This is a genomic window from Candidatus Eisenbacteria bacterium, assembly GCA_026388185.1.
Lineage (GTDB): Bacteria > Eisenbacteria > RBG-16-71-46 > JAFGJU01 > JAFGJU01 > JAPLKG01.
Genome location: JAPLKG010000014.1, coordinates 122652 through 149074, shown reverse-complemented (window position 1 = coordinate 149074; position 26423 = coordinate 122652). Strand labels below are relative to the sequence as shown.

Annotated in this window: 18 protein-coding genes; 10 read left to right on the top strand and 8 right to left on the bottom strand. The window is 54.3% G+C overall.

What is annotated here, in order from left to right; genetic code table 11:
* The first annotated feature begins 19 nt into the window (after window positions 1-19).
* The 6 genes from dnaA (at window position 20) to NTX17_08140 (ending at window position 8330) form a co-directional block, all read left to right on the top strand.
* The gene (gene dnaA, locus NTX17_08165) at window positions 20-1402 is read left to right on the top strand and encodes a chromosomal replication initiator protein DnaA (protein MCX5801344.1); all 1383 of its coding nucleotides are present in this window, start codon (window positions 20-22) and stop codon (window positions 1400-1402) included.
* Window positions 1403-2056: 654 nt separating this feature from the next.
* Window positions 2057-3166 carry a DNA polymerase III subunit beta gene (gene dnaN, locus NTX17_08160; GenBank protein ID MCX5801343.1) on the top strand — a complete coding sequence of 370 codons (1110 nt, stop codon included), beginning with the start codon at window positions 2057-2059 and terminating at the stop codon, window positions 3164-3166.
* A gap of 7 nt (window positions 3167-3173) precedes the next feature.
* Window positions 3174-3458, top strand: a complete 285-nt coding sequence (locus NTX17_08155; protein ID MCX5801342.1) for a DUF721 domain-containing protein — start codon at window positions 3174-3176, stop codon at window positions 3456-3458.
* A gap of 45 nt (window positions 3459-3503) precedes the next feature.
* Window positions 3504-5408 (top strand): DNA topoisomerase (ATP-hydrolyzing) subunit B, encoded by a 1905-nt coding sequence (gene gyrB, locus NTX17_08150; protein ID MCX5801341.1) that lies wholly within the window; start codon window positions 3504-3506, stop codon window positions 5406-5408.
* 87 nt (window positions 5409-5495) lie between these two features.
* Entirely contained in the window at window positions 5496-7934 is a 2439-nt protein-coding gene (gene gyrA, locus NTX17_08145; GenBank protein ID MCX5801340.1) for a DNA gyrase subunit A, read from the top strand.
* Window positions 7935-7970: 36 nt separating this feature from the next.
* The gene (locus NTX17_08140; GenBank protein ID MCX5801339.1) at window positions 7971-8330 is read left to right on the top strand and encodes a hypothetical protein; all 360 of its coding nucleotides are present in this window, start codon (window positions 7971-7973) and stop codon (window positions 8328-8330) included.
* Window positions 8331-8489: 159 nt separating this feature from the next.
* Here the strand turns inward: NTX17_08140 and NTX17_08135 are convergent, their stop codons facing one another.
* The 6 genes from NTX17_08135 to NTX17_08110 all read right to left on the bottom strand — a co-directional run bounded on the left by NTX17_08135 (window position 8490) and on the right by NTX17_08110 (window position 18299).
* Window positions 8490-9752, bottom strand: coding sequence for a polysaccharide deacetylase family protein (locus tag NTX17_08135; protein MCX5801338.1), 1263 nt, complete (start codon window positions 9750-9752; stop codon window positions 8490-8492).
* Window positions 9753-9918: 166 nt separating this feature from the next.
* Complete coding sequence (locus NTX17_08130; protein MCX5801337.1) at window positions 9919-11007, bottom strand: hypothetical protein; 1089 nt, start codon at window positions 11005-11007, stop codon at window positions 9919-9921.
* A gap of 368 nt (window positions 11008-11375) precedes the next feature.
* A complete protein-coding gene (locus NTX17_08125) occupies window positions 11376-14909 on the bottom strand; it encodes a T9SS type A sorting domain-containing protein (GenBank protein MCX5801336.1) in 3534 nt (1177 codons plus the stop codon).
* 299 nt (window positions 14910-15208) lie between these two features.
* Window positions 15209-16012, bottom strand: a complete 804-nt coding sequence (locus tag NTX17_08120; protein MCX5801335.1) for an acyltransferase — start codon at window positions 16010-16012, stop codon at window positions 15209-15211.
* 92 nt (window positions 16013-16104) lie between these two features.
* Complete coding sequence (locus NTX17_08115; protein ID MCX5801334.1) at window positions 16105-17232, bottom strand: glycosyltransferase family 4 protein; 1128 nt, start codon at window positions 17230-17232, stop codon at window positions 16105-16107.
* Window positions 17233-17312: 80 nt separating this feature from the next.
* Window positions 17313-18299: a GNAT family N-acetyltransferase gene (locus NTX17_08110; GenBank protein MCX5801333.1), complete on the bottom strand. Its 987-nt coding sequence runs from the start codon at window positions 18297-18299 to the stop codon at window positions 17313-17315.
* 309 nt (window positions 18300-18608) lie between these two features.
* Between NTX17_08110 and NTX17_08105 the strand changes: the two genes are divergently transcribed.
* The 3 genes from NTX17_08105 (at window position 18609) to NTX17_08095 (ending at window position 21889) form a co-directional block, all read left to right on the top strand.
* Window positions 18609-19865: an MFS transporter gene (locus tag NTX17_08105; GenBank protein ID MCX5801332.1), complete on the top strand. Its 1257-nt coding sequence runs from the start codon at window positions 18609-18611 to the stop codon at window positions 19863-19865.
* Between the two features lie 122 nt (window positions 19866-19987).
* A complete protein-coding gene (locus tag NTX17_08100) occupies window positions 19988-20554 on the top strand; it encodes a macro domain-containing protein (GenBank protein MCX5801331.1) in 567 nt (188 codons plus the stop codon).
* Window positions 20555-20578: 24 nt separating this feature from the next.
* The gene (locus NTX17_08095; protein MCX5801330.1) at window positions 20579-21889 is read left to right on the top strand and encodes a M20/M25/M40 family metallo-hydrolase; all 1311 of its coding nucleotides are present in this window, start codon (window positions 20579-20581) and stop codon (window positions 21887-21889) included.
* Window positions 21890-21911: 22 nt separating this feature from the next.
* Here NTX17_08095 and NTX17_08090 read toward each other — a convergent pair whose 3' ends face one another.
* Entirely contained in the window at window positions 21912-22712 is an 801-nt protein-coding gene (locus tag NTX17_08090; protein MCX5801329.1) for an AraC family transcriptional regulator, read from the bottom strand.
* A 360-nt stretch (window positions 22713-23072) separates the two neighbouring features.
* Here NTX17_08090 and NTX17_08085 point away from each other — a divergent pair, with 360 nt between their 5' ends.
* Window positions 23073-24959, top strand: coding sequence for a hypothetical protein (locus NTX17_08085; protein MCX5801328.1), 1887 nt, complete (start codon window positions 23073-23075; stop codon window positions 24957-24959).
* Between the two features lie 55 nt (window positions 24960-25014).
* Here NTX17_08085 and NTX17_08080 read toward each other — a convergent pair whose 3' ends face one another.
* Window positions 25015-26376, bottom strand: coding sequence for a sigma-54 dependent transcriptional regulator (locus NTX17_08080; protein MCX5801327.1), 1362 nt, complete (start codon window positions 26374-26376; stop codon window positions 25015-25017).
* Window positions 26377-26423 lie beyond the last annotated feature (47 nt).

Below are 26423 nucleotides of genomic sequence, written 5' to 3'. Positions count from 1 at the left end.
TTGCTGAGGATAATTTCCGTTGGAAACTCCCGAGGTCCAGCACTTTTGGGGCAAAGTCTGTGAATTGCTCCACGGCAAGATAAACGAGCAGAGCTTTCAGACCTGGCTTAAGCCCGTGCAGCCCAAGTCAATGACTGATGGGCGAATGCTCATCCAGGTACCCAATTCCTTCTGCGCCGACTGGATTGAGCAGCACTACTTGTCCGCCATCGAGGAGGCTGCAAGAGCGGTCGCCGGGTCGCCCCTGCGCATCTCTTTCTGCATAGCACCCGAGGAAGAGAACCGCGCGCTCAGAAAAGCTGAACGCATTGGAGCCCCCGCACACAAACGCTCCTCGGTCGCGTTTGATGAGAGCCAACTCAATCCTCGCTTCACTTTTGCCACGTTCGTAGTCGGCAGCAGTAATCAGATGACGCACGCTGCCTGTTTGGCGGTTGCCGAAAAACCTGCCGTCGTGTACAACCCAATGTTCATCTACGGCGGCGTGGGGCTTGGAAAGACGCACATAATGCAGGCCATAGGTCATTACATAAGGGGCGAAAGGCCGACCAGCAGGGTGTACTACGTTTCATCAGAGAAATTCATGAACGAGATGATCGACGCGATCCAGCACGGACGCACCATGGAGTTCAAGAGAAAATACCGCAGTGCGGACATGCTCTTGATAGACGACGTGCAATTCCTGGCCGGCAAAGAGAGCACCCAGGAAGAGTTCTTCCACACTTTTAACTCGCTTTACGATGCCCAGAAACAAATAGTCGTAACGAGCGATAGGCCCCCGAAGGAAATCCACATGCTGGAAGAGCGGTTGATCTCGCGTTTCAATGGCGGACTCGTTACAGACATTCAGCCGCCCGACCTGGAGACAAGAATCGCCATCCTTCAGAAAAAGGGAGAGGTAGAACACGTACGGTTGCCGGACGACGTGGCTCTTCTCATCGCCTCGCACATCAAATCAAACATTCGTGAGTTGGAGGGATCGCTCCTCAGGCTGCTGGCGTTTGCATCGCTCGCCTCCATCCCGTCGTCGGAACTCACGTGCGCCTTTGCAAAGGAAGTTCTCAAGGAACTCATAAAGACTCCCGAAAGAAGCCTGCGGATCGATGACATTCAGAAGACGGTGGCGGATTATTTCAGATTGCCTGTTGAGGCCATAAAGGGAAAAAGGCGGACAAGCTCCATTGTGTTTCCTAGGCAGATTGCGATGTATGTCTGCCGCAAGATGACGGATTTTTCTCTCGCCGACATTGGCACAAGGTTTGGCAACAGGGACCACACAACGGTGCTCTACGCGTGCGATAAGATTGAAAAGCTGTTGGACTCTGACAAAACTGTTAGAGAAACGATCGATAGAATCATTGCCCTCGTATCCTCTTTTCTGTGCTCCCCCGTGAAGGTTTGAGACCTTGCCGCCCGATTGTGTCTCTTGTGAAGAAACCAGTGAACTGGCTGTGGGCATCCTGGGGAAAAAGGAAACCAGTGTCTAACATGTGCAGAAAACAGACAAAACCCCGGGATTATTCAGAAACAAACCAACAACACATCAATTGATAACCAATTGTCTTATAAACAATTAGGAGAGAATGTATCGTTGATTAACACATTTTACGTCCCCTACATATTCAACTATCTTTAGATATAAAGTATGTAGAAGTATAAAAAGATGTATATAAACGTCTCGGCCGGTCTCTAACATTTTGGTTTTTGTTCTTTCAGAATTTTGGGTTTTTGGGACTCTTACAAATTGGTTTTTTTGGCATTCTTTGGATACTTGGTTTTTGGGGTGTTGCAGTAACATTAAACCTCCGGTCTGATGTTCGTCGTAACCAGAGAACGTCACTTTTTGCCTTGAAAAGGAACGTTGTCTTTCATATACTCAACCCAAGAAAACTGTTGTTTTTGCAACACACTAAACCACTCTTAATTGGGCCAATCCTGGGGGTCTGCTTCTCGGCTTTTGAAGGACTCTTTTTCAAACACTACTGAGGACAAACGACCACCCTGCAGATGTAGCTGAGTCTGTCTTTGTTTGGGTTAGTTCTTATGGAGGGGTAAGATGAGATTCACGATCATGAGGCCGGAACTTGCGCTGCTCATGAACAGGGTGATAAGCGTGGTTCCTCCCAAGAGCACTCTTCCCGTACTGTCGACCGTGCTGCTTGAAACCAAAGAAAACCTCCTGATGGCGACCTCGACTGATTTGGACATGTCCATTTCCGCGAGGGTCGCGTGCGAAGTCTCCCAGGAGGGTTCCGTCTGCATTCCGGCCAAACGTTTTGCCGACATAGTCAAGGAATTGCCAACGGATGAAGTCAGAGTGGCAGTGGAAGATTTTCGGGTGAAGCTGGAGTGCAAGCGTGGAAAATTCGGCATAATGGGCATGGAGTCGGTTGATTTTCCAAAGATGCCGGCCTTCAAGTCGGAACTGAGATTCACCCTTCCGTCCAAAATCCTCAGAACGGGTGACAGACGGTGTCTTTACGCGGCGTCCACTGACGAGAGCAGACCCGTTCTCAACGGCGTTTTTCTTCAACTGCTGACGAACGAGCTCCGGATGGTGGCGACCGACGGCCACAGACTTGCCAAGGCGTCCTTCTCGGGAAGCTTTGTCAAAGAGAAATCTGAGGTGGTTCTTCCCCCCAAGGCCGTCAGACAAATTGTGAGACTGATTCCGGAGGAAGGCGGGGACATAGAGATTGCTCTAAGCAAGAGCTACATCATGGCTGAGATCGGGGAAACGGTGATATGTTCCAGGGTGCTCGAAGGTCCGTTTCCCAATTACGAACAGGTGATTCCGAAAGAGACGAACAAGAAGCTCACAGTGAACAGGGAAGAGCTCATGGCCGCAATAAAGAGAGTCTCCATACTTTCAGATAACGTCACTCACCAGATCAAGTTTTCCCTCCGCAGGGACAGGGTGAATCTCAGCGTGAGCACGGCAGACATTGGCGAAGCCCAGGAGACCGTGCCCGCGACGCTTGAGGGCGAGGAGCTGGACGTCGGTTACAATGCCAACTACATTCTTGACATTCTCAAGAGTATGGATTGTGATGAGGTCAACTTCTCCCTCAACACGCCTCTTACGGCCGGTCTCGTTGAGCCGGCCCAGAAAGAGGAAGGAGAGGATTTGCTCTGTCTGATCATGCCGTTGAGATTAACGGAGTAGATCCCGGATGGAGCACATTGCGCAGTCTCTCGAAGGACTTCTGAAGAAGCTCGAGCTTGACAGAAGGGTTTTAGGGTGGAGCGTTCTAGATGTGTGGGGGGAGGTTGTGGGACCGCGCATAGCCGCGAATACAAGGCCGGTGACCTATCGGGATTCAAAGCTCTTCGTCCAGGTTGCTACTACCATCTGGATGCACGAGCTTTCTTTCATGAAGGAGGAGATTCTTAGAAGGCTCAATGCAAGGCTAGGGGAGAGGGTCATAGAAGACATTGTCTTTTCCCTCGCACGCTGAGAGGGGGCTGAGAGCTTGCGGACCGATTCAGAAGAGGAAGTGGAAGTGGTGCAAAAGGAACATAGCTACGACGCGAAAAAAATACAGGTTTTGAAGGGTCTCGATGGTGTAAGAAAGAGGCCCAGTATGTACATAGGCAGTACCGGCGCCCCCGGACTTCATCACCTGGTGTACGAGGTCGTGGACAACAGCATTGACGAGGTGCTCGCCGGGTTCTGCACCGCCATCTCGGTTATCGTGAAGAAGGACAACAGCGTCACGGTCGTGGACAACGGCCGCGGCATCCCTGTCGACCTTCACCAAGCGCAAAAACTCCCGGCCGTTGAAGTCGTGATGACGACGCTTCACTCGGGCGGCAAGTTCGATGCGGAGTCGTACAGAGTGTCTGGCGGACTGCACGGCGTGGGCGTGTCCGTTGTCAACGCCCTCTCCGAGTGGCTGGAAGTGGAGGTTGCGCGAGACGGCAAGATCTACCACCAGCGCTACGAGCGCGGCAAGACCGTGAGCAAGCTCAAAGAGACAGGCAAGTCCAAGACCAACGGTACGACCATAACCTTCAAGCCCGACAAACAGATATTCGAATCGATCGAATTCAGCTTTGACACGCTCTCCCAGAGGCTCAGGGAGCTGGCGTTTCTGAACAAGGGCGTCAAGATCGATCTCAACGACGAGAATACCGGCAAGAGCCACGTCTTCAAGTACGACGGCGGAGTGGTTTCGTTCGTGAAATTCCTCAACGAAAACAAGAACGTGCTTCATCCAAAGCCGGTCTATTTCTGCAAGACGCGGGAAGGCGTCGAGGTCGAAATCGCCCTCCAGTACAACGACTCTTATCTTGAAAACATATTCACCTACGTGAACAACATAAACACGGTCGAGGGCGGAACTCATCTCATCGGGTTCAAGGCGGCACTGACAAGAACAATCAACAACTACGTCCAGAAAGAGGGCCTCGCAAAGAATTCGGACGTCTCACTCTCGGGCGAAGACGTGCGCGAGGGACTCACGGCGGTGCTGAGCGTGAAGCTTCGAGATCCGCAGTTCGAGGGGCAGACGAAGAGCAAGCTCGGCAACAGCGAAGTCAAGGGTGTGGTCGAGTCGATAGTGGGAGACGGCCTCACCGAGGTCTTTGAAGAAAACCCCTCGGTGGCGCGAAAAATGATCGAGAAATGCATTGCCGCCTCCAGGGCTCGCGAAGCTGCAAGAAAGGCCAGAGAGCTCGCAAGACGAAAGAGCGTGCTCGACAGCGGTTCGCTCCCGGGAAAGCTGGCCGATTGTTCTGCCAGGGACCCATCAATCTGTGAACTCTACCTCGTGGAAGGGGACTCCGCCGGCGGTTCGGCCAAGCAGGGTAGGGACAGGCGATTCCAGGCGATACTCCCGCTCAAGGGGAAGATCCTCAACGTGGAGAAAGCGCGCCTGGACAAGATACTCTCAAACGAGGAGATCCGCACACTCATCACGGCTCTGGGCACGGGAATCGGTGAGGAGTTCAACGGGGACAAGACGCGCTATCACAAGATCGTCATAATGACCGATGCGGACGTTGACGGCGCTCACATCCGCACGCTTCTCTTGACCTTCTTTTACAGATACATGAAGGAGTTGATCACGAGGGGCTACATCTACATAGCCCAGCCTCCCCTGTACAGAATCAAGAAGGGGAAGCAGGAGCTCTATGCGTACGACGACAAAGAGAGAGATTCCGTTTTGAACAAAATCGGGAGGAAGGGCATAAGTCTCCAGCGCTACAAGGGGCTCGGCGAGATGAACCCCGAGCAGCTCTGGCGCACGACGATGGACCCGGAATCCCGTGTGTTCTTGAAAGTGACGCTCGAAGACGCCGTAGAAGCCGACAGAATCTTCACGATTCTGATGAGCGACGCCGTAGAGCCACGCAGGAAGTTCATAGAAGAGAATGCCCTCCTCGTACGAAACCTTGACATTTAGGGAGAGGGCTCGGACGCGCGCCGTCCTTCGGGAAAGACGGGGGCGCCGGCGCACGAAGTGGAAGATAGGGGGACGGGGGAATGCGACATGAACCCTCATAAGGAAAGAGTAAGAGCCGTCTACATTGAAGACGAGATGAAAAGCTCGTACATCGACTATGCGATGAGCGTCATCGTTTCGAGGGCGCTTCCGGACATGAGAGACGGGCTGAAGCCGGTTCAGAGGCGCGTGCTCGTAGCCATGAGGGACCTGAACCTTCTCCACGATCACGCTTACAGGAAGTCCGCAAAGATCACCGGCGACGTGACCGGCAACTATCACCCGCACGGCACGGTGGCCGTATACGAGACCATGGTAAGGCTGGCTCAGGATTTCTCGATGCGTTATCCCCTCGTGAACGGCCAGGGCAACTTCGGTTCCGTGGACGGCGACGCCGCAGCGGCAGAGCGTTACACCGAGGCGCGACTCACGCTGGTCGCCGAGGAGATGCTGCGCGACATAGAAAAGAACACGGTCGATTTCAAGCCGAACTACGACGAGACCAGGCAAGAGCCCGTGGTTCTCCCTGCTCTCGTTCCCAATCTCCTCGTGAACGGCGCGTCCGGCATCGCCGTCGGAATGGCCACGAATATCCCTCCGCACAATCTCGGGGAAATATGCGACGCGATCGTGAAAGTCATTGAAGAACCCGATGTGCCCCCTGAAGAGCTTCTCGCTATCGTGGAAGGGCCCGACTTCCCGACGGGCGGGATAATCTACGGCCGGCAGGGGATCAGGGACTGCTACCTCAACGGTAAGGGCCTCATCATAGTGAGGGCCAGGGCTAAGATCGAGACGCAGGAGAAGAGCGGCAGGGAATTCATCATCATAAACGAGATACCTTACCAGGTAAATAAGTCCGCCGTTCTGGAGAAGGTCGCCGAGCTCGTGCGAGAGGGCAAGATAACGGGAATCTCGGACGTGAGGGACGAGTCGGACAGGGACGGAATGAGAATCCTGATCGAGCTCAAGAAAGACGCGCAGCCTCACGTCGTGTTGAACCAACTCTTCAAGCACACCCAGCTACAGAGCACGTTTGGCGCGAACATGATTGCGCTTGTCAAGAACCGGCCCAGGGTTCTCACGTTGCGCGAGATGATAGGCCTCTACATCGAGCACCGCCAGGAAGTCGTGAAACGAAGGACCCAGTTTGACTTGGACGAGGCCGAGAAGCGGGCCCACATTCTGGAGGGCCTCAAGATAGCGCTCGATCACATCGACGAGATAATCGCGCTCATCAAGAAATCCCCCGACGTTGATACTGCGCGGCAGGGCCTGATGCAGAAATTCAAGCTCTCCGAGATACAGGCCCAGGCCATTCTCGACATGAGACTCCAGAGACTGACGGGTCTCGAGAGGAAAAAGATCGAGGACGAGTACATAGAAGTCATCAAGCTGATCGAGAAGCTCAGGGGCATCCTGGGGAGCGCGAGGAAGATAATGGAAATAATCAAGAACGAGGTCCTCGAGCTCAGGAAGAATCATGCGGATGAAAGACGCACGGAAATCATGGCGGCGGTCGACGAGTTCGACGTCGAAGACCTGATCGCCGAAGAAGACATGGTCATCACCATTTCCCATTCCGGGTATATCAAGAGGCTGCCAGTAAGTACTTACAGGCGACAGAAACGCGGAGGCAGGGGAATCACGGGCGCGGCCACGAAAGAGGAAGATTTTATCGAACACCTCTTCATTGCCTCCACGCACACCTACATTCTATTTCTCACCGACAAGGGACGCTGCTACTGGATCAAGGTTCACGAAATACCTCAGGCCGGCCGGCTTTCGAGGGGCAAGCCCATCGTGAACATGATTCAGCTTGGGAAGGAAGAGCGAATGGCGGCTTTTGTCTGGACCAAAGAATTCGACGACACTCACCATCTTGTCATCGCGACGCGAAAGGGCATGATTAAGAAGACCGTTCTTTCAGCCTACGGGAATCCTCGGAGGGACGGCATCATCGCCATCGGCCTCGACGAAGAAGACAGCGTGATTGACGCCCGGATTACGGACGGCAGTCAGGACATGATTCTCGCGAAGAGGCAGGGGAAGGCGATCAGATTTCACGAGAAGCAAGTGAGATCCATGGGAAGAACCGCTGGCGGCGTTAGAGGCGTCTGGCTTGATAAGAATGACGGGGTCGTCTCGATGCTATCCGTGACCGGCGAGGGCACGCTTCTCGTTGTCACAGAAAACGGATACGGTAAGAGGAGTCCGATTGACGAGTATCGTCTCACCGGGCGCGGCGGGAAGGGAATAATCACCGTGAAGAATACGCCTCGAAACGGCCCGGTCAAGTGCCTGAAGCAAGTGGGAGACGACGACGAGCTCATGATAATCACCGCCAAGGGCGTGATAATCCGTCTTCCCATACGCGGGGTGTCCGTGATGGGCCGTAACACTCAGGGAGTGAAGCTGATTCAACTTGACGAGGGCGACAAAGTCGTGGACGTTGCGAGGGTAGTGGTGGGAAGCGAGGAAGAGTAGGAGACCGGGCCGATTGTTTGACAGGAGGTGTTTCAGTTGAAAAGAGCATATTTCGTGATCGGTTTGTGCGTGGCTTTAGTGCTCGTCGCCGGGCTAAGCTGTGACCGGCAGAAGATGATGGACAAGCTCATGCAGGATCCGGCGGCAGTTGACCAGCTTGTGAAGGGCATGATGGCAAACCCCAAGGCAGTGGACAGCATGATTAGCTCCATGTGCGCCGACACTGTCTCGACTGCGAAGATCATGGACAAGATCGCTGGCGACAATGCGCTCGCCAGTAAGATGATGGAGAAGCTCATGGCCAACACCACAATGGCGGATCAGGCCGTGGGCATGATGATGGCGGACCCAGCGAGAGTGGCGCAGATGAAGGCGATGATGAGGGGAAAGAGGTAGGCGGCACCCGATAACAGCGGCGGCCGCAGACGCGAGAAGAGGCCGTGGCTGTTGGAGCAGCCCGTAGCGGCCCGCCGATAGTTGTGACACAGGACACACGAGCCTTGAGAGCCCCGAGCCCGGCGGGGCCTCAAGGCCCTCGATGGCCCACGTTTCAGACTATTCCTCCAATACTCTCTCCCTCTTTTTCCACCACTCATTGATACCCTTCAAGGAAGTCAGCCATCCGTTTCTCTCGACGCAATAGTGCAGGACCCATCTGTACAGTTCCTCGCACGTCTTATCAAGAAAACTGTGAGGATGAAGCACAATAGCCAAACAAGCATTGGTCTCTGCTATTCTGTCAATTAGTTTTCGCACAACGTCTAGAGACATTTCCAAATCATACTCGAGGGCATTACTGCCGAACAGAGCACCTTCGTGGATAATTACAGGAACCTCTAGAAGAGGGATTACTTCTTGGTTCAGAACGTCGAAGAAGTGATATGGAAGCGCAGTCCCACTTCTAAAACCGATGTTTCTGTTGAATCCCAGTGAACTGTCAACCAGCAGTCCCGCATTATACTGGTTTCTAGGCGTAGTATTTATGTCCCAATTCAACCAATGCTGGCGCGTAGTTATTACTTCTTTTCCGATAGCATCCTCAATCATTTTCCTCTGCTCTTTTAGCATTTCAGCGTCAGTTGCCGAGTAATAACTTCCGTGGAGTCCTATATCAAACCCTTCCTCAGACATGATTCTCATCATCTGAAGAACTCGAATATTCTTCCCCCTGAATTTGCAGGGATCATACAGAGAGTAAACGCAATCGTATTTGCTATACTTCCTCAACGGACACACTGCAAAGAAAAACGATGAAACTACCCCAAATTCCCTCTCGATTTCTAACGCTACTTCTATCGTTCTTTCTGTGCTCGGATGACTATAGGTCTTTGTTATGGCGCTTCTTACGAGTGGCCTAGCTAGGTTCGAGAGCCTTCTTGACGGCGCACCCGGAGTGACATCGCTCTTGTCAGACAGGTGTTTCCGTATCTCTCGAATCTTCTGTCCGAAGGTGGCCTGTTCGCTAATCAAATCCACATCATGTGTCAGGCAAACAGCGAAATCGTAATTGTCCGGCCACAGCCGCTCAAGCGGAACCTTTCCCTGCCTTAACCCCTCTCGAATACCGGAGACCCAGTAATCCACCTCGGGAATCCAGAGCCTGCCTTCTTGATAGTTCAAGGAGAAAGAATGTTCCCATTCGCCCCATTGGTCGCGGTGCTTCTTGTCATACTCCTCAACGCGAAGAAAAAGCCTCCTAAGACTGTCTGGCATCTCGGGTATCTCGATCGCCTGAGTATTCTTCAAGCCAAGCCAGAGGCGAATCGTTTTCCTAAGATAAGCATTTACGGGTCCACTATTGAGCTCAATATGTGTCACTCTTACTCCTGCTTATCCTTAACTTGTTAGTAAAGCTCGTTCTCTCAACTACGGTTGCCTTGATGGGAATCTTGTGGAGGACTTGATGAACATCGCGCCATTGCCCGCTAGCTTCCGTCAAGTAGCCGTTAGGAGTTTGATTTTGGAGAATTCTCCTGGAATCGCTTCAGAAGACGCCGTGAAGCAGCGGGGTAAACAATACGCTGTCTCTTCTCAGGAAGAAGCTATCATTAGACTTTAGAAAAATCAGAGCCTCTTCGTTTCGGCTAACAAAGCCAAGCAGCCTACTGGCCAATTGTACTCCGGCCTTCTTCTCGTGCAGTGCTGAGTCATAGAACACAACGCGTCCCGCCTTAGTTTCTTTGGCCCTCTTTATGATGCAGTAGAGCAAGCCGAGCGCTTCAAATCCACCACCACCTACGGAGTTATAGGCGACTATTTCTAGATCATGGCCATCCTTCAAGTTTCTCCTTATGACCGCACACTGCCTTATAGGGTCCTTTGTTGTCACCGTTTCAAGGAGCCCCGTTTTGAAGAACCACGAAAAGTTGGCCGCATTTCTCGCGAGGGTCCACGTGTTCTCATTGGTCAGGGCGCCAGGAGGGATAGTCATGAACTGTATGGGCTGATTGGAATCACCGACTATGTGTCTATAAGAGGATAACTTGAGAGAGATCAAGAGGACCACGTAGAAGAAATTCAACAGTATTTGCTGGAGTACGAAAACGGTTCCCAAAGCTAGCTTCTTTCGGAGAGAACTGCCTGAATCCGAAATGAACTTCGGGGAAGATATGAACATGTACTTTGTCTGCCTCGCGGTTCTTCTCTTGCAACCCGCCATTCTATGAATGAGCCCGATAACGTCGTCACAGATACCGTGGATTACCTTTATGCTGGGCTCCTCCAGGGTGGACTTGTAGAGGTGGGCAGCGATAGAAACCACTGCGGGCACTTCAAGGTTGCCCTCTTTGATGAGTTTGGACCGGTGCTCTCCTTCCAAGAACAAAGCTTCTGCCTTTGCCGACAATTCTGTCTTGCCGTTAACATATATTTCCATTGGGATTGTCGCACAATGACCAACAGCCTTACCTTCTACGTAAGCAAACGAGTGAAAGGAATAGCCCGAGGGATTCTCATTGAATATTGTTCTGCAAAAGTCTATCGAGCTATACTTCTTGTCGTATGTCCCATATAGTCTTGCAACCGCCCCCAGCGTTTCTGCGTCAAGCGGCCCCTTTATTACCTTAATCTCCATATCTTGATCTACTCCTCTGGAGTTCCTTCTCGGGTCTATTCGCCTTTCAAAGATGTTTGCTAGTAATGACTCTTGTGAGCCAACTCAGCCGACTTTGCCGAACGGCTATCACCTTCTCCTGTGCAGCAATTCAGCTGTTGTTCACCATTTCATAAGGGTTTCTGGATTGATTGACGAATGGTAGCGCGAATGAACCTCCATGTCAAACACTCCGAAGGTGTTAGATAGTGTAACGTATCGTGGGAATTGGGAGATTGCAGGGAACAATAAGATCTGGCCTATGCCTTCGTCTGGCGGTCTAGCTGCGATGCGACTTAGTCCTCCGGAACTAGTCACAAGGTGGCCCATCTGGTCGTGTCGATTCCATATTATTTGAGGAGCACCGCCTTGCGGGTCTTGACAATCTCTCCCGCGTCCAGCCTCACGAAATAGACTCCGCTCGCCAGCTCGGGTGCGTTCCAATTGAGAGTGTGCCAACCCGAAGACATCGGCCCCTGCCACAGTACCGAAACCTCGCTGCCGCCGATGTCAAAAACTGACAACTTGACGTGCGCGGCCTCTACCAAGTAGAAAGAAAGTAAAGTAGCGGGATTGAATGGATTGGGAAAATTCTGTGCCAGGAATACCCTTTCCCTGGGTGTTCTCGGGGCAACGAAGTCATCATCCACGCCAACATAGGTATCTTCGTAGTGTTGCCATATCTCATCTGGACCAAGCACACTGCCATAGATCTTTACTTCATCTATTATGCCTGAGAAGCAGTTGCCTCCATACCACCAGCGTCCCACAAAGACATCTCCGTCGTTTACACCAAGAGAACCCTCAAACGGCCGTTCCATTGTTAGCTCGCCGTCAAGATAGAAACAGATGACGCTGTCCCGAGAAGAGACCGTTCCAGCTATGAAATGCCATTTACCGTCGTTAAGAGCGACCACAGAATTAGACTCAAAGCATGAACTACTGTTGCACGCTGCGAAGGCGAGTGAATAGTCTTCATCTACAGAGCCACATAGTGCGTACCCGGAATAGTAAGGAGGTTCAACTCCACCCCTGTGCGATTTGTCAAAGATATGAGGCATCGATGACGTCTGCGATGGGGTCATCTGAACCCAGGCCTCTACCGACACCTCATTGGCGAGATTGTATGCCGAGATATTCGGAATTCGCACATATGAGTTAACTCCGTTGAAAGAAAGCGCGCTGCCCCTTATTCCCTCCGTCCAGGCTGCGTCGTACACGACCCCATGGTTCGCCAACGCGCTGTCTGTCGCAACGCCGCCCTCTCCTTCGTCGAACGCCCAGTATCCAATACACTGCGGAACAAGGGAAACTCCACTCCACATATTTCCCGTAATCCGGTACGAGGAGCAAGACCCGATGACCGGAACATAGGAGGAGTATGCGATGAAGAAGCTCCCGGGGCGTGACGTACATGCTGCAGGATATAGTTCGTGCTCTGCCCCACTGGAAATAGGCACGCCCGCAGGATCGAGAACGACCCCCGAGGGTTTTACGCGCGCGGCGTACACGTCAAAGTAAATGCCGCTACGCAAGTCCTGCCAAGCCACTACGTAGGTGGTGCCGTCGAAGACTAGGCAAGGGTATAGTTGATGGAAGGGCGCCATTGAGATTACGATTCCACCGGGGTCCAGTACAACGCCAGCCGGTGTCAGCCTTGCCCCACAGACGTCAAAATCAGTACCACTCCGATTGTCTTCCCACACTGCGAAATAGTTGGTTCCATCAAACTCTATTGCCGGCAGATACTCCTCCGTCGCCGCCGCCGATACTAGAATTCCTTGCGGTTCCAGAACTTCGGCAGACGGAGTAACTCGCGTGGCGTATATGTGGCTGTCCCCTTCATCGCGCGTGTCCTGCCATACCACCATGTAGTTTGTGCCGTCAAAGGCCACCGCCGGCCAGTGTTGCATGTTCATTTCTGCAGAAATCGCAAAACCGTTCGTGTCCAGAACGGTGCCGGATGTGCTCACGCGCGCTCCATAGATATCACAATAGACCTCGACTCCGCTGGAGCGAGCGTCCGCCCAAGTAACCAGATAGTTCGTACCGTCAAAAGCCAACGAGGGAGCATACTGATCGCCCGAGGCAGTAGAAATCGGTATTCCTGAAGGGTCGAGCACACTGCCGGCAGTGTCTACGCGGGCCCCGTAGATGTTCCACCCCGTCAAACTGCGGTAGTCTTCCCAGACCACCATGTAGTTTGTGCCGTCAAAGGCTACGCTTGGAAGGGCCTGATCGCCCTGTGCTGTCGAGATAGAGATTGCGTCGGGGTCGAGAACATTGCCGGAAGTATCCACTCTAGCCCCGTAAATGTCCATTGATCCAGTCCGAGTGTCATACCACACCACGAGGTAGTTTTTTCCGTCAAACGCCACAGCAGGCCAGTACAGCTCATTTACAACTGAGGAAATTATTATACCCAGAGTATCGAGGACATCTCCGGAAGTAGTCAGTCGAGCCCCAAACGTATTCCACTCTTTTGAAGTGCGGTAGTCATCCCAAACTACGAGATAGCTGGTTCCGTTGAACGCAAGCGCAGGGAAATACTGCTCATTCACCGCGGATGAAACCAGTAAGCCGCTTGGGTCGATTACACTGCCGGATGCACTTACCCTTGTCGCATATATGTCACACAATCCGTTTCGTTTATCCTCCCAGACCACAACGTAGTTTGCCCCGTCATATGCAATCGCCGGCCAGTGCTGCATGTACGACGCAGTAGAGATCGCTATGCCGCCGGGGTCGAGTACATTCCCCGATGTGTTTATCCTCGTGCCATAGATATCACACTCGACATCGCCACCGCCCTTGCGGCCGTCTGCCCATACGACCATGTAACCGGTGCCGTCAGATGCAACATCGGGAGTGTACTCATCGAGTAAGCCTGTGAGGACAGCTATACCGGAGGGATCCAGCACAGTTCCGGATGTGCTGACTCGCGTTCCGTAGATATCCCAGTTCGAACCGCTGCGACGATCCTGCCAGACCACGAGGTAGCTGCCGGCGCCGAACGCTATCTCAGGATAATACTGATCTCCAACGGATACGCAAAAAGGTATTCCGGTAGGATCAAGAACGTGCAGAGATTTTTCAACCCGTGCCCCATAAATGTCGGGAGATCCCGAACGCCAGTCTTGCCACGCTACCATGTAGTTCATCCCGTCAAAGGCGATAGTGGGTCGAAACTGGTCACCAGAGGCGTCGTAAATTGGGACCCCGTCCGGGTCAAGAACATCACCCGAAACACTCACTCGAGTACCGTAGATATCCCACTCGTAGTTTCGCTCATCTTCCCAGACGACAAGGTAGTTGGTCCCGTCGAATGAGACGGAAGGCCATCTTTGGCTTCCGAGGGCCGTCGAAACGGGTATTCCGCAGGGATCAAGCACCTCTCCCGAGGCGGTCACTCGTGCGGCATAAATGTCACCATAAATCGCGTCGTAGCTGTTGCGCGCGTCAGACCAGACCACGAGATAGTTGGAACCGTCAGACGCAACGGCAACACTCCGCTGGTCCAGCCTCACTGGCCCGTAAACGGTCTCGGCTCCAATTAGAAAAGGCGGTCCGACCTCACCTGTACCGGCATCACCTGCAACAAGCGGGGATTCTTTGGCCATCGCAGACCTGTTGCCGTCCACCATACGTACAACTCCCATGGGGTCAATACGCGGAGGAGATCCTGCATCACCGGGGCGAGTTCCAATGTCAGAGAACGCGGCGCCCAAACTATCAGGCTGATGCGACTCTCCCCAACGTTCATGTGCCAGAGTAGAGTCTGGAGAATAGAGCAGAAAGACTGTTACTGCCATGGCCAGAATGGCGGGCGTGCGCCTTCTCAGAGCGGGCAGGAACCGCAAACGGAATGTTGTGACGATAGACATGGTATGCCTCCTCGTGACACCATTAGTGCGGGCGATCTGGCACAGACTATTCTCAAGAACTGCCTGGCCAGAAGGACCAGAGCAACTGGGCTATTGGAGCCGAAATGTAGGTCTATGTTATTCAAGAAGGACTAATTCAATCGCAACTAATCTTAAGTCTGCCCAAGGGATAGCCTATCACAAACAAGGTGCTTTTTCAATCGAAATGTGGCCTCGGGGTAGAGTACGGTTGTTTGTGTCAAATGGGTTTGAGGGTAAAGAGAGAGGGTGTATTCTTCCTGTTGTATCTTGGCGGACGTTTAGACGCGCTTCGTAAGATCCTTGTAATAAACTGGCCTTCTGTCTCTGAAAATTTGATTTCCCGGCGTTGCCTTCTTGTTCCTTGCCTGTTCAGGTCGAATTTTCACTGCCATTATTCTCTCCGTCGCCTCGGAAGCTCTTGCCAGAACGCCGCCGAGCGGGTCCGTTATCTGACTGCTACCGGAGAATGTTAGTTCCACCTTTCCCTTTATTTCTTTCCCCACCCTATTGGCAGTAATGGTGAAGACCCTATTCTCGATGGAGCGCGTCTTCATCGCAGCCTGGCAGTATGGTAGAACCAGGTTGGACGGATGGCATATTATGTCCGCGCCCTTGAGAGCAAGTGCCCTTGCAGCTTCAGGATATATCCAGTCGAAGCAGATCATCAGGCCTATTCTTGCGTTCTTGTATCGCCACACCTGGAAACCCGTGTTGCCGGGGTGAAACCATAGTTTCTCCTGGTTGAAAAGATGGGTCTTTCTGTATTTTCCTATGAGTCCTCTTGGACCTACCAGGATGGCGGAATTGTAGAACTTTTTGCCTTCCTTTTCCGCGACCCCCGCAACTATTGCGCATCTCTCTGAGCGACAGAACTGGATGAGCTCGCGAGTAGTGGGTCCGGACGGAATTGGCTCTGCGAGGTCGCCAAGTTCTTTTCTCGAACCGAAGAGGTAGCCGGTTGAAAAAAGTTCGGGGAGTACGTACAAGTCTGACTTGGTGGAACCGAGGGTGCCCAGCGCCGTGAAAAGATTGTAGTCAACGTCGCCGTAAATGGGACAACTTTGATAGAAAGCGACATTCATCATGACCTCCCCTCAGTTACTGAAGTTCCTAAAGTCGGACAATTTCTGCCACCCTCCCATTCTGATCTCCATCCTGGACAACGAACGGAATTTCAAGTCCTGCTTAGCTCATGGTAGAGCCCTTCCATCTTGGCCATCTCAGCTTCGTAATCCATGCCTTCCATTACTGTATCTAAGCAGGCCCTGGAGAGCTTTTCTCTGAGCGCATGATCCTTGAGAAGTCTAAGAATAGCAACTGCCAGGGCACGAACATCTTTCGGCGGCACTACGAGGGCGTTGGTCTCGCTCTTGATGAGCTCGCTATACTGTGGGAGACTTGATACTATTGGCACAGTTCCGCACGACATTGCCTCGAGAACGGTCTGGGGCATTCCAGAGTCGGAGTCCGGAATCGAGACAAGCACCCGAGCGAGATTCAGAAAGAGTGGCATGCGACCGGGAGGGATCTCCCTGAGAAATACGACGGAGCCCTCGACGCCAAGTTCCTTCGCGAGGGCTTTCATCTCCTGGATGTAAGGCTCCTCGCCCGCAAGCTCTGAGAAGATGAACTTTGCTGCAGGGATTTCATTTATAACAAGCGGGATGGCCCTGATAATCGTTTCCGTGTTGTAAAGCCTGGTTATGAGGCGCGTACAGAGGACAACCGGAACCTCTCCCAGCCCCAATTCGTTTCTCAAAGAATCAGAGTTGAGGCCCGATCTGAACTGTTTTCGGTCCACGCCGTGGCCCACCATGTGCACGTTACCTTCCGGCTTGCCCAAGTCAATGACTCGTTGCTCGAGGAAGCGCGACTGCGCAGTTACGATGCTCGCCCTTCTGAGCGCAAACGGTGTCAGCTTCCTTCCCAAGAAATCGGAGAACGCCCCCTGGTCTTCCAATACGTCGCCGCCCCAGACCGTTATGATGAGGGGCTTGAAGAAACTGAGGGCGGCAAGCCAGCCATAGACACGAACGTAGTGCGCGTGTAGCACGTCGGGTCTGGCAGTCCGAAGAACAATGATAATCGGCAGAATATTCACGAGCAGCAGGAGCTTGGGCAGGCCAGACTTCCAGAGAATACGATGGACCCTAACACCGGGTAGCTCCATCTTGGTGGGGCTCAGAACCGTAACCGAGTGGCCGCGCTTCGCAAAATAGGTCACCCATCTCTGTGTATGCAAGCTTCGCAAATCCGCGACGTAGCAAAGGCGGAGCTTTCTGGGTTTCCCCGAGGTATTCATTCTCCCTTTGCCCTCAGCCCTTTCGTCTCTTCTTCATGCAGGTCTCATGCACGCTTCGGGGCCGCCATACTGAGGCGACCTCACACATATCTATTAACCAGTCGTTCCACGCGCGCCCTGGTTCTCTTGTCCCCGAGATGGGCTTCCATCACCACGTGATAGAACCCCTCGTCCTCCTCTCTGAAGCCCGCTCCTTTTGCGCAAGCCAGAATCGCGCGTTTGGCGGGGACGATCAGCCTGACTCGGGGCAGGGCCAATTCGTGGGCGAGTTTTCTTGTGCCGGAGAGTAGCAAGCCGAGCGCATTCTCTCTCAATTCTGCCACCAGCTTCACCAGGAGTCTGCCCTTCTTTCGCTGCGGCGAAGCGATGAGAATACCGAGCGGGGAAGCGACGCCGGAATCCGGAGGCCGCCTGGCGATAGACCGCCTCTGCGGCAAGTCCGCCCCCTGGGGCGGCAGCAGGCCAAGGAAGACTTCTCGCTTCTTGAAGGACGCGGCGAGAAAATCTCTGTTCACCTCGAAGAACGTCCATCCCTCCGACGCAAGTCCGGCCGCGCAATGCACACCCGCGTTCGCGACCGCTGCAAGCGCCGTCACGGGGTCCGACGTTCGCTCAAACACACTGCACCGTCTCCCGTCGGAGGAGGCCGTCAGGATGGAATACTTCCCCACGAGCCTCAGTCCCCAGCTCTTCCCGATGTGCAGCGAGGCTCGATTTCCGGCCCCGGTTGCGTAGCGCACTGTCTCCGCCCCCCTCCTCAAAGCCTCCTTCGCCAGAAACCCCGTGAGAAGATGCGAGATGCCCGCTCCCCTGAACGAGGGATCAACCCTCAGGCCCTCAAACCACATCTCTCGCTTGTTGAGAACCGTGAGCTTCGCCGTGCCGACCGGCCTTTTCCCAATAGCGGCGATTGCGAAGAATCCCCTCTTATCCTTCACCCACTCATCCCACACCTTGTCGATGTAATCTCCCCAGTCTCCCCAGGTGCGGCGGCAGAAACCCAGCACGACTTTTTTGTCGGAAGCGCGGGCTCTTCTGATCGTGATTGATAGAGCGTTGCCGGCCATTCTCATCTCCCTCTTGTCTCGGCCCCTCGCGGTCTAAGAGTGACAGCCTATACTGAAGATGCGGCAAAGTAAAGGAACATGGGCGCGAGTGGGGGGGAGTACGTAGGCCCTCGCGGGGCTGGCGAGGTACAACATGCCGTCCCTCGCCCACCCTCATTGACAATCGCCCAAATCAGCAATAGAATGAGCCTCTTGTGAGTTTCGGAGTTGCGGGTTCCGATCCGCGGGTCCCGATTCGATCCGGTTTCTCCGGTTCCCCGCTTCCCGTTTGTGCTCAGGTCCATAATCAGCTCGGGTAGAAGCAACGCCGTGCAAATAGATAAGAAAACTCTTCGCTGGCGCTTTCTCGTTCCGCTCTATCTTTCCAGCGTTGCCGAGGGGATGTGTCTCACGGTCACGATGTTCTTCATCCCTCTGTACGTGAGAAGAACCTTCGCCCACACGAGCCTTCTCGCCATAGCGTCAATAGTGGCCATACCATCGGGTGCCATGTTTGTCGCGAGCAACTTCTGGGGGGCGCTTGCAGATTACACCAGAAAGCTCAAGCCCTATCTTCTCGTCGGGCTTGCCGGCTACGGAGGCTGCCTCTATGCGCTGAGCGCCTCACACACGACCACCTCCGTGGTGCTCGCTGCAACCATATCCTCGTTGTTTTTCGCGGCTCTTCGGCCAATCTCTCAGTGTTACGTGACGCTCCTGCGCGAAGGTGAAAAGGGTCGCGCGATCGGTGACCTCATGGCCTTCCAGAGCCTGGGTTGGCTCATCGGCGGCATCGCCGGCGGCTATCTGTTCGAGCCGATGACCGGTGTGCCCGTCAAAAGCATACTCGTGGGCGGGGCACTGTTTGGCGCATTTGTGTTGATTCTGGTGGCGGTTCTGCTCAAGCCCCTGGCTGTGAACCAGGTGCCCCATCAAGAGACCGGCTCATGGCTTCACGGTATGACCGCCGACCTCAGGGCGCTCTACGGCTCCAGGGCTCTTGTCGCCACCTGCATTCTTGCGGGGCTCTGCTCCGGAGGGGTCTGGGTCTTCTTCGGCAACTTCTCTGTTTTCCTGACGGAATATGCCAAGGCGTCGACGACGCTCCTCGGATGGGCGATGGCGTTGTCCACTCTCTTGGGAATGTTCACGTTCGGGCCGTCCGGGAGGTTTGTCGATAGGGTGGGTCCCATCAGGGTCTTGACTCTGGCAGTCGCATCCTATGCCATCGTCTACGGCCTCGTATCGCTGACAAAGGATCCCATTTTCATAACCATCTGCTTCTGCGTTCCGATCTACCCCCTGTTCAACGTGAGCGCCATAACGCTTACTTCGGAACTGAGTGGGAAAAGTACCAGGGCCGGGGGCTTGGGCGTCTTAGCGGGCGTTCTTGCGTTTGCGCTCGCGGCTGGTACACTGGTGGGTGGTGCGATTGCAGACTACGTTGGTCTTGCAGTCCTTCCGCGATGCACGTTCGGAATTGAGATTGCTTGTCTGGCTGCGGCTTTCGCGTCAGTGAGATTGTTCAAAGTGCTACCGATCAACATAGGGAGGCGAGGTTTCGGCAGTGTGGCCGAAACCGCTTGACGAGCAAGGCCGGGACGGCGCAGTTCTCGCGCGGCTTTGACAGCGGACATGGCGGTCCGAGCGACGATGCTAGAGCGTTTCGTTTGCGCGGGCGAGTCGAGCCCGCCTTCGGGGTGAGATTGATGGAAATTGTACAGGTAAGAGCAGGGGATAGCACGGTAGAGCTTCTTGAGGGCGACATAACCGAGCTCGAGGTGGACGCAATCGTGAATGCGGCCAACACCGACCTGGTCCTTGGAACAGGTGTCGCGGGCGCCATCCGAACAAAGGGAGGCCCGAGTATTCAGGAAGAGTGCGACGCGGTCGCCCCCATCGGGTTGGGGCAGGCAGTTGCGACAGGAGCGGGGGAGTTGAGGGCAAAGTATGTCATCCACGCAGCGGGCATGGGGCCTAACAGGAGAACAGGTGGCGGCATAATCACCACGGTCACTCGGAACACCCTTTTGTGCGCCGAGGACAAGAAGGTCAGAACGATCGCCTTCCCCGCCATAGGAACCGGGGTCGGCGGGATGAAGGTCGAAGAATCTGCCAGGATAATGCTCACAGTAGTGCTAGACTATCTGGAAGAGGGCACGAGCTTTCTCAAGAAGGTCATGTTTGCGCTCTACGGTTCCAGAGCCTTTGATGTTTTTAAGGTTGAGCTCGAGAGGCAGTGTGAAGAACGTGGGCTAAAGATGGGTGGCGCGTGAGTCGGCCGTCACCAGGAGGTCGCGATGTTTGCTGGAGAAGACTTTGAGGCTGAGTTACTGAGTATCCTCAAGGGGCTCATACGGATTGACACGTCGAATCCCCCGGGAAACGAGATCCGCGCCGCGGAATTCGTCAAGGGCATCCTGGAGAACGAAAAAATCCCGGCGAAGGTTCTCGCATCAACGCCAACGAGAGGTAGCGTGGTTGGCAGGATAAAAGGCAACGGTGACAAGGCTCCGCTTCTCTTGCTGGCTCACCTGGACGTCGTGCCCGTAGAAGCTCAAAAGTGGAAAGTCGATCCCTTTGCCGCAGAAATGAAGAACGACTATGTCTGGGGAAGGGGCGCGCTCGACATAAAGGACCTCACCTCCATGGAACTCATGGCCTTGCTTCTTGCCAAGAGGGCGGGGCTCAAGCTCAAGAGGGACGTCATACTTGCCGCGACTGCCGACGAAGAGGCCGGCGGCACATACGGAGTGAAGTGGCTCATACAGAACCACTTTGATGAAATCAAGGCCGAGTACGTCATCAACGAAGGTGGTCTGGGTCTTAACCAGAACGGCCGGAAAGTGCTTTTCTGCCAATGTGCCGAAAAGGGAATTTGCTGGATCAGAATCAACATCAAGGGCGAGGGGGGGCACGGCTCTCTTCCAACGCGGAATAACCCCGTCTTGCTTACCGGCGAAATAATCTCCCGAATCGGGAAGCACGTTTTTCCGGTTCTGAAGACACCAGTCACAGAGAAACTCATCGCGGGCCTCGAGAAGCTCGGGTTCCTCTCCAAGGGAATGCGAGCGGTTGACGTATTTGGTAGCGGCGAGAATCTTTCTACCGGCGTATCTACTTTCGACAAGAGATTGAATGCCTGGATAAGAAACACCGCGACGCCTACGCTCGTCAAGGGCGGCACCAAAGTCAACGTCATTCCCATGGAAACGGAGCTCTCGGTGGACTGCAGGGTGATGCCGGGCGTTGACCCGGGAGAGATATTCAAGGCCGTGCAAGCCCTCGTGGATTCACCTGACGTTCAGTACGAGATATTGCAGAATAAACCCGGAACCGAGTCAACAATGGATACAGAGCTGTGGAAGACTCTCGAGAGTAGCCTGCACGATGTCGATCCGAAGGCGGCGTTCTTGCCCTACCTTTCTCCCGGCGGGACGGATTCGGGCTTCCTCAGGGAAAAGGGAATAATCTGTTACGGCTTCGATCCTGCGTTTGCGACATGGGAAGAGTGGGACACGGTACACGGGATTGACGAGAGGATTTCCACGGAGAGTTTGGTCAACGGCGCGCTTATTCTCTTCCGCGTGCTGGAGAGATTCTGTACGTAAAGCCTCCGGCGCGGGAATCGCCTCAGCCTAGCCGCGCTTTTCTGAAGCCTTCCGGGGTGAGCCCCGTTTTCTTGGTGAAGGCTCTGAAGAAACTGGATTCACAGTTGAAGCCGACTTCGCGGCTTATCTGTTTGACCAACAGTTCCCTTCCCCCCAGTAGCTCCATTGCCTTGTGAACCCTGCGCGTTGCGATGAAATCCCAGAGGGTTTGCCCCGTGTATCTCGTAAACTGTCTGGATAGATGCTCGCGCGTTACCCCGAGATGGTTGCTTATCTCCGTCGAGCTTCTTATGCTCACTAGATTTTGATCTATGTACGTCATGGTTCCGATGATGATTGCTTCCGGGCCCGCTCCGAACGTCGCAGTATTGGTTCCATCGTCTACCGGACCGAGTTCCTTGTGGATGGCCTCCGCCAACTTCCAAATGTCTCCCGGGTTTTGAAAGAACCATTTCGCGCCGAGACTCTCCATCTCGCCGCGAGTAGATGCGTCATCAGACGACACGAAGACAAAGATGGGGAGGACAGTCTCTTTGGGATCCGCGGTTCCTACCCAGCGTTTCGCCCGACACACTTCGGCAGCGTCAGGGTGAGAGGGCCTGGCGCCGAGAACCAGTCCGTCAAGGCGATCCGTCGAGCGGATCGTCGAGAAAAGCTCATCGTCACCCCTTGCCAAGAGAAAACAGAAGTGTTTTCCGAGAAGTTGCCCGAGGGCTCTCACCGTTGAGGGTTCGAGCCCAAAAAGGCAAACTCGCCTGAGAAACACCCTGGCCCGCCGCCTCGATTTTTGCACGGCAAGAACCGACGCCCTACTCGGTATCATGTGGGATTGTAACCTCCGTCAGTCTTGAGCCACCGGTTGTGGGGGCAAGACTCATGCCTGAACCCATTAGAGCGTGAAGCCGTATCTTTGACAAGGCAAATTGCCATTCAAATTGTGATTAATGTTTGACAACTGTGACTTTACGGCGGATTGCGACGGGAAAAGCCGCGGCCCCCACTCAAGCGTCGAACGTTTCCATCGAGCCGCTCAAGGGTTGACACTCTTTCCCGATCCGCCTACTATCAAATCAAGCAGCATGGGGGCGCAATCGCGCCCGGCCTTGTTTGCCTGATCATGTTAGGTAGCGCGCCTCCGAAGGAGGCGATTGCCGGAGTTCTTGCTCGGAACCGAGGAGGACAAGTGTCAAGGACATCGACGAAGTTTCCGAAAGGCACACGACACGTTCATCCGTTGCATCGCGGGCCGGCGAATCGCATCGCTCGTCTTTCGACCCACGGTTGGGTCGTCGCCGTGGTGCTGATCTGTTGCGCGCAAGTTCTGTTCCTGCCGGCGTGCTCGGCCCAGCAGAGGATTCAAGGTTTTCCCACTGGCGACGTCGTCGTGTTTGATAACAGCAGGGAGCAGTTCTGGACGCCTTTCGATGCCGGCTTTTTCGGATACTCGGAGCTTACTGTCTCATTGCGCGACGCAGGATTTGTCGTCACGGAATCGAATATACCGGTCACATATTCCCTTGCGTTTGAACCTCGCGGAAGCGTCCTTGTCATGGGACCCGCTGTCGGCCAGAGATATACGACGAAGGAAATCAACGCCATCGTAGAGTACGTGAAAAATGGCGGCGGGCTCCTCATCCTTGGTGAAGAAGCGGCGCCGGGCACCGACAATTTTCAAAACACTTTGGCCTCAATGTTCGGAATCAGATTTCGGAACGTAACCGTTGTTGACACCGCGAATAGCATCAGAGGCACGGCCGGCCAATGGATCCTTGCCGGATCAGACTTCTTCGGCGTTGGGAGCGTGTCCCTGGCCAGATCAGTGCAGTTGATCACGACCGGGTCGGCCGTCAGCGTGCTCTCTACGGGAAAGACCTCCACTCCCGCTCAGGCCATAGTCGGGGCCGCCGTGAAGTTCGGCAAGGGTCGCGTTGCCTGCGTGGGCGACAGCCAGTTTCTAACAAACGGCGGGAAGAAGGAGCTCGGAATCGAGTGCGCTCAGAACAAGGAGTTTGCTCTGGCCCTCTTCTCCTGGCTTGCCGGCAAGGAAAGGAGACCGACGTCCCGCATTGTGCCGCAGTACACTCTTGTGACTGCCGACTACATTGTTCTGAAGGTCAAGGTCGAGGGAACCACGGACCTCGCGGCGCATATCCAGGGTGGCACTATCGAACCGGACACAGTCAGAGATGCTTCGGGAGAGCTCACTTTCGCAATCAGCGTCAAAGAGAGTGGATTTGTTGAGTTCGTAGGTGACGACGGCTCCCGGAAGACAGTTGTCTTCCTAAAACCTCCCAGTGGCGGCATCGGGGCGTACCTTCTTTTTGACACGCGTTGCTACGGCCCGGACATGGCAGCTCCAGTGAATGGCCTTCTAGACTTTGCCGTCTTGCTCAGGGACAAGGGATTCTGGGTGTGGGCAATTGAAGAGGGGGTCGTCGACGTTTCGAGCCTCTATGCGGTTGTCGTGGTAAATCCGCTCAGGAACGATCCTCTTCTCTATGCGGGGGAGCTCAAGAACCAGAGACTGAGATGGCTCCTCATTGGCGATCCTACATCGAGCATCGGTGTACATAACGAAGTGGGCGAGTGGTTTAGAGAGGGGCAATTCCCCGACAGGGAGGCTCCCATTGCGGCCCTGGCGAGAGCATTCGGCATCACGTTCCTTCCCTTTGTGATTTATGAACCCATTCCATCCAGAACCGCCGGCAGACATCCCACGTTCCCCATCCTGAATCTCGGGAACGAGAAGTGCTACGCCTTCAAGTGTGGAATCGTCGAAGCCGAGAACGCCAGGCCCATACTTCTCGCTTCAGACTCTGCGTGGGGCCTGGAAGGAGGGATGGGTGTGAGGTCGGGCGAAAATCTGGCTAAGCCGGGCAAGTACGATTACAAGAAAGGAGCGGCCGTGCCGCCAGTAGCGGCAATTCTGTCCCGAAACGCGATGGCCCTGGCAGATCTTCATATTCTCTCGAGCCAGCACTTGCTGAACAGAGGCAACTGGACCTTCGCGTCCGACTTGGCAAACTGGCTGGCGGGGCAGGAGTTCAGGGAATACGAGTCTGAACCTTGAGGCGAGGCGGAAGGCGGCAGAAGTATCCGAGGCTCTGGCGCGCACCGAGCAGGGGCTATTCGCTCGCGTCCGGTTTTCGCACTATTCCGTGTGTCTTCATTCTGTAGAGAAGCACGTGCCTGGGAACCTTCAGAATTCTCGCCGTTTCGGACTTGTTCCACCGGCTTCTCTGAAGCGCCCGGAGTATGACTTCTTTCTCGGCCTCGTGCAATGAGACGGGCTCCTGCAACTGGGGTGAGTCTCTTCTGAGCATCGTTCTTCCGAAATCGTCGGGTAAATCGTTCTCGTCCAGAAGCTGCGAACGCCGCATTACAATCATTCGCTCCACAAGATTCTCGAGCTCTCGTACGTTGCCGGGCCAATCGTAGCCAGCGAGCCTCTCGACAAGTTCAGGTGAGGATTGAATGTTCTGCCCCGGGGCAAGCTTCTCAACAAAGTGCCTCAGAAAGAGCGGTATGTCCTCCTTCCTCTCACGAAGAGGAGGGATGAATATCGGAATTACGTTGAGCCTGTAGAAAAGATCCTCTCTGAATGTTCCGTCTGCGACTTTTCGCTCGAGATTTGTGTTTGTAGCTGCGACTATGCGCACGTCCACTGCGACCGCCTTCTCCGAACCGACCGGCTCTATTACCCGTTCCTGCAATGCCCTGAGTATCTTGGCCTGAAGTCCCAGCCCGAGCTCGCCTATCTCATCAAGGAAGACAGTTCCGCCGTCGGCGATCTGGAACTTGCCCCTCTTGTCCCTGATCGCGCCGGAAAAGGCCCCCCTGACGTGGCCAAAGAGCTCAGACTCGACGAGCTCCTTTGGAATCGCGGCGCAATTCACGGGAACAAACTCACTCGTACTCCTCGCGCTCGTCTTGTGTATCGCTCTGGCAATCAGCTCCTTTCCGGTGCCGGACTCGCCCGTTATGAGGACGGTGGCGTCCGTCGGAGCAACCTTGCTCACCAAATTCAGTACTTCCTTGATGGCAACGGAAGCGCCAATGATTCCCTTGGAGTAATCTACGCCGTCGAGGCGGCTTCTCAGTTCGAGGTTTTCAGTCTCGAGACGTTTGAATCGGAGCGCCTTCTGGATGGTCAAGCTGAGCTCTTCTTGTTCGAATGGCTTCGTGATGTAATCGAACGCGCCCAGTTTCACTGCCTCTACGGCCTGCTGCACGGTCGCGTAGGCCGTTATCAGGATGACCTTGATTCCTCGATCCAATTCCAACGCCCGCGTCAAGAGCTCAAGACCGTCGAGTCCCGGCATCTTCATGTCTGAGAGAAGCAAATCGAAACGCTCGTTCCTCAGAAGCTCCAGAGCCCGAGCTCCGTCCGGCACGGCTTCGATTTCGTAGCCCTCCTGTCGCAATCGGAATTCTATGACGCGACGCAGACTCGCGTCATCATCAGCTACGAGTATTCTGAAGGACACTTGATCTCCCTCCGCGAACGTAAACGCCGGTCCCCGCTCTCAACACT